The organism is Winogradskyella poriferorum (assembly GCF_036553625.1).
GTDB classification, from domain to species: Bacteria; Bacteroidota; Bacteroidia; order Flavobacteriales; family Flavobacteriaceae; genus Winogradskyella; species Winogradskyella poriferorum.
In genome coordinates, this window is sequence record NZ_JAZHOU010000001.1 from 798,830 (window position 1) to 811,695 (window position 12,866).

Here is a 12,866-nt window from a genome sequence, read left to right on the forward strand (position 1 = left end):
TAAAATCTAATTTCTAAGCATTTTTGTATAAATGAGCAAAAAATATTCGGACATAAGAGAAAAATTAAAAATCGTTGTAGATAAAAAAACTACTAACGAAATGGCTCATTTAACACACTATTTTCAAAATCATAAAAATGGGGTTTCTCAATACTATAAGCCAACAGCAAAAGAATATTTAGCGGAATTACACGAAAACTTAGAAATTGTTCACGAGCCAGATTTTCAATATTATTTACCTATAAAATGGGATATTCCGTTTCCTCCACCTGAAAACCCAAACTTTAAATTCATTGATTTGTTTGCAGGAATTGGAGGAATTCGCCTTGCATTTCAAAATAATGGAGGAAAATGTGTTTTTACAAGTGAATGGGATTCTTTTGCAAAAAAAACATATGAAGCTAATTTTGGAGAAGTTCCTTTTGGAGACATAACCCAAGTTTCTGAAAAAGAAATTCCAGACCACGATATATTATTAGGAGGTTTTCCATGTCAGCCTTTTTCTATTGCTGGTGTTTCAAAGAAAAATTCTTTAGGTAGACAACACGGATTTTTAGACAAAACCCAAGGCACATTGTTTTTTGACATTGCTAGAATAGTTGAGCATAAAAAACCAAAGGTTTTTATGTTAGAAAATGTAAAAAACCTTGTTTCCCACGATAAAAAGAAAACTTTTAAAGTAATAACCGAAACGTTAACTGAATTAGGTTATTCAATTCATTATAAGGTTTTAGATGCAAAATATTATGTTCCTCAACACAGGGAAAGAATCATAATTGTTGGGTTTAAAAAATCAATTTTCAAAGAAAAAGAAACTTTTGAATTCCCTGAACCACCAAATACTTTATTAGCAATTAGAGAAATTTTACAAAAGCGGGTTGAATCAAAATATACACTGTCTGATAAACTTTGGAATTATCTTCAAGAATATAAGAAAAAACACCAAGCTAAAGGAAACGGCTTTGGTTTTGGACTAACCGACTTAAATGGAGTTTCTCGTACTTTAAGTGCAAGATATTATAAAGATGGTGCTGAAATACTAATACCTCAAAGAGGGAAAAACCCAAGAAGGCTAACACCAAGAGAGTGTGCCAGAATTCAAGGTTTCCCAGATAAATTTATTATTCCTGTTTCTAACAATCAAGCATACAAACAATTTGGTAATTCTGTAGCTGTGCCATTAATACAAGCAGTCGGAAAGAACATTGTTAAAGAACTTTTGAAAGCAAATGAGCATAGTAGAGAAAGCAATTCAATCAGCACAAGAGTCTGAAATAGCATTTAGCAAATTCATTAAGCCTAATGACACAGGAGCTACAGGAGGACATCAAGCTGGTTTTCATTTACACAAATCCTCTTGGCCTTTATTCTTTGATGCAGAAGGAGAAAAAGGAACCAACAAAGACCATTTTGCCACAATCAAATGGCAAGATGATTTTGAGACAACAAGTAGATTTATATACTATGGCAGAGGCACAAGGAATGAGTACCGATTAACACGTTTTGGTAAAAACTTCCCTTATTTAACTGATGACAATGTTGGTGATTTATTAATCATTTCTAAAAAGTCGATTGATTATTATGAAGCTTTTGTCTTAAGTAGTGACGATGACATTGAAGACTTTTTTGCAGCTTTAAATATTTCTTCGACAGAAACAAATGGCATCATTCCAAAACAGTCAGAACAAACTGCTGAAGATAATTTAATTACTTGTTTTTTAAAATACATCAAAACTTTAACTGTTGATTTTCCTCCAACTTTAGAAATAGCTTCAAGCTCACGAAAATGCTATATAAACGCCTATGATGTAACAATAAACCAAATTAAATCAAACCCTGATAGAGAAATTCTTAAATGGTTAGAAGCTGAATATGACCTATTCAAAACACTTGAAAATGATCGATATGCAGAACTTATAAAAAACCCCTTTCCATCTGTCGAAGATTTGGTAGTTTCAGCAAACACTATTCTCAATAGACGAAAAAGCCGTGCTGGAAAATCACTTGAGCATCACTTAGAGGAAATATTCAGAATATCCGAACTTATTTTCCAGACACAAGTGGTTACAGAAAATAATAAAAAACCAGATTTTTTATTTCCTAATATTGAAGCGTATCATGATTCTACTTTTGATGAAAAGAAACTTGTTTTGTTAGCTTCAAAAACTACTTGTAAAGATCGTTGGAGACAAATTTTAAATGAAGCAGACAGAATAAGAACAAAACATTTGTTTACATTACAGCAAGGGATCTCAAAAAATCAACTGGAAGAAATGAAAAAATATAATGTACAGTTGGTTGTTCCTAAAGCTTACCTATCAAGTTTTCCACAAGAATATCGCAGCGATATATTAATACTAGAACATTTCTTGAATTTTGTAAGAGGAACTCAAAAATAAGCCTCTAAAACAAATTGTGATTACCATACTTAAGATAATAATCCAGCTGATCGGTCATTAGCTCATCAACTTCTAAATCTTTTAACGGTACCATACTAATAGGCGGATAAGCCATTCCTGTATTTAAAGCGTATATTCTCGCTCTAGATTTCTCACCATCTTCAATCACCTCCATAGTAACATATCTATCGTTAGGGTCTTCATCTTCATAAGGTGTATGGAATTTTACTATTTGCCCTCTTTTATTTGGTTTCATAATTAAGTTTTTTTCAAAATTACCTTAATAAGAAACCTTGGTCAACCGACAATATGTATCATTTTATACTCCCACTAAACCACCCTCAAAAACATAACGCTGTAACTTCTGCAAGGTTTCTAACTTATCGCTGGTATTTACCAATAATGAAATATTATTGTTGCTACCACCATAAGCAATCATACGCACATTAACATCTTGTAGCACCTGGAAGAGTTCTGGCGTATCAGGATGGTAAATAATCTGGTTACCAACCAGGCAGACAATACTCATGTAGTCGTCAATGGCTACAGTTGCAAATTTTTCGAGTTCTTCGGTAATAGCTTCTAAATGTGTTGTGTTGTCTATGGTTAAGGACACTGCAATTTCTGAGGTTGTTACCATGTCTATGGACGTTTCGTAACGCTCAAAAACCTCAAATACTTTCTTTAAAAAGCCATGTGCCAACAACATACGTACCGACTTAATTTTTATGGCTGTAATACCATCTTTTGCTGCAATGGCTTTAATACCTTCACCATGAACTTTGTTAGTAATTAACGTGCCATGTGCTTGTAGTGCCATGGTGTTTTTTAGTCGTAATGGAATATCGAGTTGACGCACTGGCATTACGGTTTGCGGATGCAAAATCTTAGCTCCAAAATAAGCCAGCTCAGCAGCTTCATCGTACGACAAATGCGATAAGGCCTGTGTATCGTTAACGTAACGTGGGTCGTTATTATGGAACCCATCAATATCGGTCCAGATTTGCACCTCATCAGCTTCAATGGCTGCACCAATTATAGTTGCTGTATAATCGCTTCCACCACGTTGCAGGTTGGTAATTTGTCCTTCGGCATCTAAACAAATAAAGCCTTGTGTAATGTAAATATCAGCTGGTTCAACAGTATTGATAAGTCGGTTAAGGTTTTGCTTGATGTAAAAATTATCCGGTTCGTTATGGCTATCAATACGCATAAAATCTAAAGCTGGTAATAACCTTACATTGAATCCTTCTTGTTGCAACAAGCGACTAAACATATAGGTAGATAGTAATTCTCCATTGGCAACAATACTGTTATGTAACGTTTGTGAAAATGGCTCGTTAATCGCATCTAATATCAGCTTGAATCTGGCATTAACGTACTTGCTCACTTCCAAACGTAATGCTTGGTCTTGTAACAAATCGTAAACCACAGCATTATATGTTTCGTTCAGCTCTGTGATGATGGTTTTGGCTGTTGTAAGATCACCAACTTCAATCAATCTTGAAATTTCAACCAAGGCATTTGTGGTACCAGACATGGCAGACAACACAACAATTTTACGGTCTTTGGTGTTAATGATATCTTTTACATGATTCATATTCACTACTGAGCCTACTGAGGTACCACCAAACTTATATACTAACATAATGCGTTTATTTTAGGGCGCAAATGTAGATGACCTTTGAGCTATTGACCTAAATTTTAAAAAAATAGTACAATTAATTACAATTTGTTATATAGTTAACAAATAACTATTATCTGGATACTTCAATCTAACTATGATATCAAATAAATTTGTTAAATCATATATTATATATTATATTTGAAACATGATTACAATACAAAACCTCCGAAAAGACGTTAAAACCATACTTTTAAATCAGATGGCTGAAGGCTTAATTGCTCCCGGTCATCGTATTTCATTACCTAGTATTGCCGAGACTTTAGAGGTTAGTGCAACACCTGTTCGTGAGGCTTTGAGTCAGCTGGTAGAAACTGGTATTGTGACGTACATTCCTAATCGTGGTTTTTTTGTTACCGAGCTCAACACTTCTGAAGCCTTGGAACTTTATGAGCTTATGATAACCCTAGAAACTGCAGCTGTAAAACAATCCACATTCACTAATGCACAATTAGCAGAATTAAGGCTCATCAACCTTAATTTTACTAAGGCAACCCATGCAACAGAACGCCTTAAACTCGATATGGCGTTTCATAAATGTCTTATAAAATCGTACACCAATCAGTATGCACATAAACTCATAGAAGATATTCGGCTTCGCATATTCATCTATGAGCATGTGTATATGACCAATATGCCAAATGAAACCTCAGTAAAAATGCACAATGACATCATTGATGCTTTAGAACAAAAAGAGGTTGATAAGGCCATCAGCATTCTACAGGACAATTGGAATATCAGCATCAATCACATCAATCAAAATCATCATGAACAGTAAACAACTCATTGGTCTCGTGTGCCTAGTCATGCTTTTTGGCAGTTGCAAAACCGAAACAACACCAGAACCAAAGTCTAAAACATCGCTGGTACAAACCGAATTGGGTCAGCATATAGATAGTGTGCTTACACCTTACGTTAACAACCTTAGGAAACTTACAGATAATACTGCTGGTTTGGCTATTGGCATTACTAAAGGCAACGAAATTATCTACGCCAAAACATTTGGTTATGCTAATATTGAAACAGAAGAAAAAGCCGACTTTAATACAGTTTTTCATATTGCGTCGGTTTCAAAACCTTTTACAGCAGCTACTGTTGTAAAACTAATTCAGCAAGGAAAACTAAGCCTCTCTGATCCTATCATCAAATACATTCCTGAATTTGCAATGAAAGGTGAAGGCTATAAAGACATCACTATTCAACATATTTTAAATCACACGTCAGGAATCCCAAGACATGTGAGTTCAAACGATTGGCTAAATCCAAAAACTGGACCTGAAGCCATGGAAGAAAATTTAGAAAATGTAAAAGATTTTGAACTCGATTTTGAACCTGGTTCTCAGTTTAGCTATAGCAATTCGGCCTTTGATATTTTAGGAATTGTAGTGAGCAGAGCAAGTGGTATGTATTTTCCAGATTATGTTAAGGAGCATATTTTAATGCCATTAGACATGAATGAAAGTCATTATTTTAAACCCTTAGATACCTTACCAAAAAGTTGGGCAAAACCTTATTCTTATGGTATTGCTACGCAAGAGTGGTCTCCATATCCTTATACAGAAAAGTACTTTCCGAGTTCGGGTTTGCAATCGACACTTTTAGATATGTGTAAGTGGGGAATGCTATATACCGGAAAAGGCACCTACAACGGAACACTTGTTTTTGATGAAAAGCATTTTGACATGCTTATAAAACCCTATAGAGATACACCTTGGGGAGATAAAATAGCGCTAAGTTGGTTTGTGAAATCGTATTTAGATAAACCTATTATAATGCATACCGGAAATGATACAGGCTTTGAGACTTTGTTCTATGTTTATCCAGAGGAAAATATTTCTATAGTCGTAATGGCAAATAGGGATTTTGCACGAACAGGTCGAATTGTTAATGCAGCATCTGAAGTTGTGTTTGAAAAAGAGCCAAAATCCTATAATGTTTCGGCACGTTATCCATTCGCAAAAGCCTACAAAAGTGAAGGTATTGATGCTGCTGAAAACCTTTGGAATAACATGAAGGCTGATACTACTGACATCTATTTTGTTGATGATAATGACATCTTAACTATGGGAGCTGTTTTAGAAAATGGTAAACATTGGAAGGATGCGAAAACCATTCTTGGTCATTATAATACTATTAATGAAACTTCAACCTATTCATGGCGACTTTTAGGAAATTCATACCTTAATTTAAAAGACACCTTGAACGCAAAAGCATGCTATGAAAAAACATTAGAAATCAATCCTAATTACGAAAAAGGAAAGATTGCTCTAGAAAGCCTAATCAAGAATTAATCAGCATAGACAAACAAACGTTCCAGACTCTTTTTAGCAGGTAAGTTATCGACATGCCACGAGAAACTTGTTTTTGCTGGTTTTTCCCAAATACATTTAAAGTCTTCTGGTGCGTTGTATTCGCTTATAAACACTTGATGGCCTAATTTGCTTTGTTGCCTGCACCATTCCCAAAATTTGTCATGGTCGAAACTATCTCTGTATTTGGTGGTAGATGCGTAAGGTGGATCGCAATAGACGATACTATTTTCAGGAATCTCTAATTCGGTATAGGATTTACAAGATAAAATCACGCCTTCGAGATTAGGCACTTGTTTGGTAATATTTCGATAATGTTCTGCCCAATAATCGCGTTTGCCTTGCTTATCGCGTCGGTAACCTGCAAACCACTTGCCTCCAAACGAATTAAAACCAACATAAGCCACTAGATGTTTTGGATAGTCGTCTTGATTGTATTTTATGGCTTTGTATTCGTCCTCACTTACCGATTTTGGAGGATCCCAATTCTCGTAAATCAAGGCTTGCCACATCGCCATTAATTCTTCATGCTGATCGTTGGCAATTCGGATACCGTCGACCTTGTCTATCATATTCATACCACCTGCAAAAGGTTCAATATAAGATTGCCTTGGCTGTCTGTCTTTTAGAATAATTGGTAATATATGTTTGGCAAAACGTGCCTTGCTTCCCATGTATTTCATGCAACGGGTTCTATTGGGTTAACACAATTACTTGGAATATAAAAATCATATGGCATTCTAAATTTTGATGAAAATTCGTCAATTCGAGTGCGGTTTACGATTGCAATGAGAAAATCGTGTATCGAGAATAAGAATTTTAGCCTAAGAATTTGTTTTCGATACAATTTTTCATCCTTCAAAATCACTCGAACTGACGTATCGATAGTTTTATTAAAACGGAAAGCATGATTTAAAAATTGATGTTTCATACTAAATGGTTTTCGCCTTTGATTTCACCATAGAAACTATTCCAAAGGTTACAACTGAAGGTAACACCCAACCCAAACTATGCTTTGCTAAAGGAATATATTCTGTTAACTTTTGTAAGCCTTCCGAAGGGCTTAAAAACCCAATAACATCTGGTATGCTGAATACTAAAGTGACGATAATTACAGCTCTAAACACAACTGGAGTTGCTAGTTTCTCAGGCAAAACATTCAGTAAAATAAGCATAATCGTAATAGGATATACTAATAACAATACAGGAATAGCCACTACAACAATAGAGTTAAAATCGAGCTGCCCAACAATAACACCCAACACACAACCAATGATGGCAGTGACTACAAAACCAGTTTGCGAATCATTTAACAGTCCTTTAAAATAATCTGCTGTACCAGCAATAATACCAACAGCTGTGGTAAAACAAGCTAAAGAAATAAGAACACTTAAAACCGTATTACCAAATTCGCCCAAGGATTTTATACTAATATCTCTTAGTAGGTTAGCGCGTTGCATATCGTTACTCAAGGCTGTATCAACGCTAATCTCAGAACCATAATACGCACCAACAGCAATTAATCCAGCGTAAATTACAAATAGACCTAAACCTGCAATAAAGCCTGAATTTCTAATGAGTTTTCGTTTCGACTCGAAGCGACTTACCTCCATGTTATCGAAGTTAAGCGATACAATAATTACCGCACCTACAACCACTGCTCCGATAGCGTCAAAGGTTTGATAGCCTTCTAAAATTCCGGAAACGATAGGTGTGTCAAATTGAGGTGTTCCTGTGGTAAATTCCGAATAAAATAAACCAATCGCTATCACTGCCAGCAACATGATTACTATAAATGGTGTTAAAAACTTTCCGATGAGATTCAATATTTTGGAACGATTCAACACAAAAACTAACACTAAAGCAAAATAAATACTACTGGTTAATAATGGCGACGTACCAAAGGCAGGATGAATGGCAATCTCATGCGTTGCAGCAGCTGTTCGAGGTGATGGAATGGCAACCGCAATAACATAAATAAGAATACAGTAAATTAAGCTGAACGTTGGTGATACTTTTTTACCAAAATCAAACAACGTACCTTGAAGTCTGGCATGTGCTAATATTCCAATGATAGGAATAACAACGGCTGTAATCATAAAGCCTACAGCAACCCAAAGCCAGTTTTCGCCAGAATTGTATCCCAACATTGGTGGCAACAATAAGTTTCCTGCTCCAAAAAAAAGGGAAAACAAAGCGAAACTTGTGACTAAAAGTTCTTTGCGTTGAATATTCACTATTTGGTCTTTTTAAGTTCTAAGTCGTGAAAATCGAAACTAAAATCGGTAATTGGTGCAATGTACTTCATCGTTGCTGAAACCGCTTCTTCCTTTTCATTAAATGTAAATTGCACAAATACATCAGCATCGTAGCTTCTATCATTCCATTTGGCAACAAATGTTGTAGCATTGTATGGTAACAATTCCCCAAATAAACGTGGTGAACGCTCACATTTGATGCTGTATTTTTTGCCATTGTGTGCAATGGTTATATCTCCAAACCAATCATCTGTATAAGTACCTACTATTTGCTCTGGACTTGGTGTTGTTAATTGCGTTTTCGCCTTTTCTACCTGAGCAAAAACTTCTGTTTTTATACTGTCGTTATACTTTAAATAGTCAGCATTATTCTGCCCTAAACGCTGTAACCAATTACGATTTTCGTACCCTAAGTATGAATCTTTAATAGTGTTTGTGATTGTCGTAAATGCAGAACCATTCATTTGATTGGTTAATACTACAATCGCTAAATCTAAATCAGGTATCATGGTAAACTGCGTCACAGTGCCAATCAATCCACCTGTATGATACACTTGTTTGTGACCACCTTTCACATCAGTTACAAACCAACCCAATCCGTAACCTCTAAAGTTAGAATCGTAAGAGTCGTTGGCTCTGACTTTTAATGGTGTTTGCAATTGCCAAAGCTCGTGAAACTGTGCTTCGCTCAATAAACGTTCTCCCTTTTCTGTAACAGCGTCATTCATTAAAAACTTTGCCCAGGTCATCATATCATGCACATTACTAACAATACCACCTGCTGCATTTGCAGTTTCGCTCCAATCGTGTGGAATTTGAATCACCTTACCTTCCGCTCTGGTGTGTGCATCAATAATATTAGACTTATCTTTTACTCTGTTGTAGGATGCTTTAGAACTCGTCATGCCAACAGGTTTCATAATCTTAGTTTCAATGAAATCTTCCCAGGACAATCCACTGATGCGTTTTAAAACTTCACCAGCAATGATGAACATATTATTGTTATAGGCAAACTTACTTCTGAAGGATGTTTCAGGTTCTAAATATTTCACGTTATCAATGATATCCTGAACCGTAAAATCATTCCCTTCAGGAAAAAACATAAGGTCACCAGCACCTAATCCCATGCCGCTTCTGTGTGTTACCAAATCTCTGACCGTAAAATTCTCGGTAACCCAAGGATCATGTAATTGAAACTCTGGAATGTACTTACGCACAGGATCGTCCCAATCTAATTTCCCTTCGTCAACCAACATCGCTAAAGCAAAACAGGTAAAACCCTTACTGTTAGACGCTACACCGACTAAGGTTTCAGAATTCATGTCTTTTTTAGAGGTTAAAGATCGTACTCCATGTCCTTTTGCATAGACCTCTTTTCCATCTTTAAACACACCAACCGAGATGCCTGGCACATCAAAAGTTATGAGCGTTTCTTTTACTAATTTATCAATTTCAGCCTCATTCAATTGAGCAGAAAGGCTAGTGCTACTTACTAAAAGAAGGGCGATAAAAAGTCGTTTTAACAGCATAGAAATTTTATTTTTTCTTCAGTTCGAGTGATTCTGAATTCATTCGGAATAGTATCGAGAACTATTCAATACCTGTTCTCGATACTAATTTCAATCCATATCTTGATTGAAATTCACTCGAACTGACGTATAATAATAACAATAATGAGCGGTAAATATAACAAATATGAAAGGGATTGCTTCGCTAACCAATTTCAAAAATTAACTTTGCAAATATGACTATAGACTACAAAAACATTAGTGTTTATTTTACAGTTTCTGGCAAAGGTGAAATTGTTGTTTTGTTGCACGGATTTTTAGAAACATCTGAAATGTGGCGCGACTTAGTTCCTGAAATCGCAAGAACACATAAAGTAGTTTGCATAGATTTATTAGGACATGGAGAAACAGCATCTTTAGGCTATGTACACACAATGGAAGACATGGCTGACGCGGTGTTTGCAGTTTTACAACATTTAGAAGTTAAAAAAGCAAAGTTTATTGGTCATTCTATGGGAGGCTATGTGGCTTTAGCATTGGCAGAACAACAACCTCAACTTTTTGATGGACTTTGTTTGATGAATTCTACGTTTGAAGCTGACAGTGAAGAACGTAAAGCGTTAAGAACACGTGCCAACGACATGGCAAAGACTAATTTTGAAAATTTAGTGCGTATGTCTTTTGCTAATCTTTTTGCGCCTGAAAGTAGGATTAGCTTCAAAGTAGAATACGAATGGGCTTTAGATATTGCACTTAAGACATCGCTTCAAGGCTACATGGCTGCTAATGAAGGTATGAAGCTTAGACCGAACCGATTTGAAGTTTTTAATACTCTTAATGCTGATAAACTGATAATCATTGGCAAAAAAGACACACTAATCAATAGAGAGCAACTTCTTTCAAAAATTGAAAATACAGATATAAATGTTGCTGAATTTTCTGAAGGGCATATGAGTTACATAGAGAATTTATCAGAATTAACTTACTTTTTATTACAATTCATCGAAAAATAATACTTTTTGACGTTTTGAGTAATTTATTTATTAAGTTTAACCAACTCAAAATGTTTACCTTAAATCCTAACCTACTATGTCAGCAACTAAACTATACTGTGATTTCTTCGGTCACAATTACAAGATGACAAGAAAAGTAACAAACCATGTTAAAGAATATACTTGTTCTTGTTGCAAAAAGCAATTGACAACAAACAGCAATGGTCAGCTTACGGAATTAACGCCAAAATATCAGGAGATAAATTCTGCTTTGGAGCGCATATACAATAACAGAATGATGCGTTTAAAGCGAAAAACATTCAATTCGTCGATTTGTTAAGTGTTAACAACCTGTGAATAACTCTTTTTCTTATATTTAAAATCCTTAATTAAATAATCCCTTAACTAAGAAAAAAGTACTCACAATGAAGAATGTGTTATGCTCTTTAATAGGACATGATTTTGAAGTTTCTAAAGTAGTAACCTATCATGTTAAAGAATATAAATGCAAACGCTGCAGCTCTGAAATGACAATTGATGGAAACGGAAAATTCATTCCGTTAACACCAAAATACAAAGAAATTAATTCGGTTTTAAACCGCGTACATAATAAGCGCTTAGAAAGAAGCCAGAAGCTTCTTATGATTGATTATTAAGCGCATTCCACCCTTTTGCAATAATCGGTATTTTCTGCTCTGCCCTTGTTACTAAGTGCATTCCTCTTTCTTCTTCCGTCATATAACCAATTACAGTTAAATTAGGATTTCCTTTAATTTTAGGGTAATCTTCTTGTGAAATTGTCATTAACAATTCATAATCTTCTCCACCATTTAAAGCTACAGTTGTACTGTCTATGTTAAATTCTTCGCATGTAGAAATTACTTGTGGATCTAAGGGAATTTTATTTTCATAAATATCTACACCAACTTTACTTTGCTTGCATAAATGAATAACTTCAGAAGATAAACCATCACTAATATCAATCATACTCGTAGGCTTCACCTCTAATTTTTGAAGCAACTCTATAATATCTCTGCGTGCTTCGGGTTTTAATTGTCTTTCAACAATATACGTGTACATTGACAAATCTGGCTGCGAATTTGGGTTTACTTTAAAAACCTCTTTTTCGCGTTCTAAGACTTGCAACCCCATATAAGCTCCACCAATATCGCCAGTTACAACTAACAAATCATTTGGTTTTGCGCCAGAACGTAAGACCTCGTTCCCTTCTTCAACTTCACCAATCGCAGTAATAGAAATAATTAAACCAGACGTTGATGATGTAGTATCACCTCCAACAACATCAATTTTGTAAAGCTCAGCAGCAGTTGTAATACCAGCATATAACTCTTCTAAAGCCTCTAATGGAAAACGATTAGACACTGCTATAGAAACTGTGATTTGTGTCGCTTTAGCATTCATGGCATAAATGTCTGAAAGATTAACCATAACAGCCTTATAACCCAAATGTTTTAAAGGCACATAACTTAAATCGAAATGTACTCCTTCTACCAATAAATCTGTAGACACAACAATTTGTTTTTTTCCAAAACTCAAAACTGCCGCATCATCGCCAACACCTTTTACAGTAGACTTATGATTAATCTTAAAATGTTCAGTTAAGTGGTCTATTAGCTTAAACTCACCTAACTCGCTCAAAGGAGTTCTTTTAGGGTTCTTATCTTCTATCATACTGCAAAAATATTATGCTTTTTT

At 35.1% G+C, this 12,866-nt stretch carries 13 protein-coding genes; 7 read left to right on the top strand and 6 right to left on the bottom strand.

The window, feature by feature from the left end:
* Window positions 1-31 precede the first annotated feature (31 nt).
* Complete coding sequence (gene dcm / locus V1468_RS03630) at window positions 32-1,273, top strand: DNA (cytosine-5-)-methyltransferase (RefSeq protein WP_331808887.1); 1,242 nt, start codon at window positions 32-34, stop codon at window positions 1,271-1,273.
* Window positions 1,230-2,399 (top strand): type II restriction endonuclease, encoded by a 1,170-nt coding sequence (locus tag V1468_RS03635; protein ID WP_331808888.1) that lies wholly within the window; start codon window positions 1,230-1,232, stop codon window positions 2,397-2,399. Before dcm ends, V1468_RS03635 begins: the two co-directional genes overlap by 44 nt.
* A gap of 4 nt (window positions 2,400-2,403) precedes the next feature.
* Here V1468_RS03635 and V1468_RS03640 read toward each other — a convergent pair whose 3' ends face one another.
* Both V1468_RS03640 and V1468_RS03645 read right to left on the bottom strand, forming a co-directional pair.
* Window positions 2,404-2,655 (bottom strand): hypothetical protein, encoded by a 252-nt coding sequence (locus tag V1468_RS03640; protein ID WP_331808889.1) that lies wholly within the window; start codon window positions 2,653-2,655, stop codon window positions 2,404-2,406.
* Between the two features lie 63 nt (window positions 2,656-2,718).
* Window positions 2,719-4,047, bottom strand: coding sequence for an aspartate kinase (locus V1468_RS03645; RefSeq protein ID WP_331808890.1), 1,329 nt, complete (start codon window positions 4,045-4,047; stop codon window positions 2,719-2,721).
* A gap of 184 nt (window positions 4,048-4,231) precedes the next feature.
* Here V1468_RS03645 and V1468_RS03650 point away from each other — a divergent pair, with 184 nt between their 5' ends.
* Both V1468_RS03650 and V1468_RS03655 read left to right on the top strand, forming a co-directional pair.
* Entirely contained in the window at window positions 4,232-4,861 is a 630-nt protein-coding gene (locus V1468_RS03650) for a GntR family transcriptional regulator (protein ID WP_331808891.1), read from the top strand.
* Window positions 4,851-6,374 (top strand): serine hydrolase, encoded by a 1,524-nt coding sequence (locus V1468_RS03655; protein ID WP_331808892.1) that lies wholly within the window; start codon window positions 4,851-4,853, stop codon window positions 6,372-6,374. Before V1468_RS03650 ends, V1468_RS03655 begins: the two co-directional genes overlap by 11 nt.
* Here the strand turns inward: V1468_RS03655 and V1468_RS03660 are convergent.
* From V1468_RS03660 to V1468_RS03670, 3 genes are all read right to left on the bottom strand, one after another.
* On the bottom strand, window positions 6,371-7,075 hold the full coding sequence (locus tag V1468_RS03660; RefSeq protein WP_331808893.1) for a DNA adenine methylase: 705 nt from the start codon (window positions 7,073-7,075) through the stop codon (window positions 6,371-6,373). The two genes, V1468_RS03655 and V1468_RS03660, sit on opposite strands and share 4 nt — an antisense overlap.
* A 249-nt stretch (window positions 7,076-7,324) precedes the next feature.
* The gene (brnQ, locus tag V1468_RS03665) at window positions 7,325-8,629 is read right to left on the bottom strand and encodes a branched-chain amino acid transport system II carrier protein (protein ID WP_331808894.1); all 1,305 of its coding nucleotides are present in this window, start codon (window positions 8,627-8,629) and stop codon (window positions 7,325-7,327) included.
* A complete protein-coding gene (locus tag V1468_RS03670) occupies window positions 8,629-10,179 on the bottom strand; it encodes a serine hydrolase (protein ID WP_331808895.1) in 1,551 nt (516 codons plus the stop codon). Before V1468_RS03670 ends, brnQ begins: the two co-directional genes overlap by 1 nt.
* Before the next feature lie 215 nt (window positions 10,180-10,394).
* Here V1468_RS03670 and V1468_RS03675 point away from each other — a divergent pair, with 215 nt between their 5' ends.
* From V1468_RS03675 to V1468_RS03685, 3 genes are all read left to right on the top strand, one after another.
* A complete protein-coding gene (locus V1468_RS03675) occupies window positions 10,395-11,171 on the top strand; it encodes an alpha/beta fold hydrolase (protein WP_331808896.1) in 777 nt (258 codons plus the stop codon).
* A 76-nt stretch (window positions 11,172-11,247) separates the two neighbouring features.
* Window positions 11,248-11,490, top strand: a complete 243-nt coding sequence (locus tag V1468_RS03680; RefSeq protein ID WP_331808897.1) for a hypothetical protein — start codon at window positions 11,248-11,250, stop codon at window positions 11,488-11,490.
* Window positions 11,491-11,575: 85 nt separating this feature from the next.
* Window positions 11,576-11,806, top strand: a complete 231-nt coding sequence (locus tag V1468_RS03685) for a hypothetical protein (protein WP_331808898.1) — start codon at window positions 11,576-11,578, stop codon at window positions 11,804-11,806.
* Here V1468_RS03685 and thiL read toward each other — a convergent pair.
* Entirely contained in the window at window positions 11,790-12,842 is a 1,053-nt protein-coding gene (thiL, locus tag V1468_RS03690) for a thiamine-phosphate kinase (protein ID WP_331808899.1), read from the bottom strand. The two genes, V1468_RS03685 and thiL, sit on opposite strands and share 17 nt — an antisense overlap.
* Window positions 12,843-12,866 lie beyond the last annotated feature (24 nt).

Coding starts and splice junctions, on each gene's coding strand:
- dcm (WP_331808887.1), top strand. CDS start 32: ATGAGCAAAAAATATTCGGACATAAGAGAAAAATTAAAAATCGTTGTA.
- V1468_RS03635 (WP_331808888.1), top strand. CDS start 1,230: ATGAGCATAGTAGAGAAAGCAATTCAATCAGCACAAGAGTCTGAAATA.
- V1468_RS03640 (WP_331808889.1), bottom strand. CDS start 2,655: ATGAAACCAAATAAAAGAGGGCAAATAGTAAAATTCCATACACCTTAT.
- V1468_RS03645 (WP_331808890.1), bottom strand. CDS start 4,047: ATGTTAGTATATAAGTTTGGTGGTACCTCAGTAGGCTCAGTAGTGAAT.
- V1468_RS03650 (WP_331808891.1), top strand. CDS start 4,232: ATGATTACAATACAAAACCTCCGAAAAGACGTTAAAACCATACTTTTA.
- V1468_RS03655 (WP_331808892.1), top strand. CDS start 4,851: ATGAACAGTAAACAACTCATTGGTCTCGTGTGCCTAGTCATGCTTTTT.
- V1468_RS03660 (WP_331808893.1), bottom strand. CDS start 7,075: ATGAAATACATGGGAAGCAAGGCACGTTTTGCCAAACATATATTACCA.
- V1468_RS03670 (WP_331808895.1), bottom strand. CDS start 10,179: ATGCTGTTAAAACGACTTTTTATCGCCCTTCTTTTAGTAAGTAGCACT.
- V1468_RS03675 (WP_331808896.1), top strand. CDS start 10,395: ATGACTATAGACTACAAAAACATTAGTGTTTATTTTACAGTTTCTGGC.
- V1468_RS03680 (WP_331808897.1), top strand. CDS start 11,248: ATGTCAGCAACTAAACTATACTGTGATTTCTTCGGTCACAATTACAAG.
- V1468_RS03685 (WP_331808898.1), top strand. CDS start 11,576: ATGAAGAATGTGTTATGCTCTTTAATAGGACATGATTTTGAAGTTTCT.
- thiL (WP_331808899.1), bottom strand. CDS start 12,842: ATGATAGAAGATAAGAACCCTAAAAGAACTCCTTTGAGCGAGTTAGGT.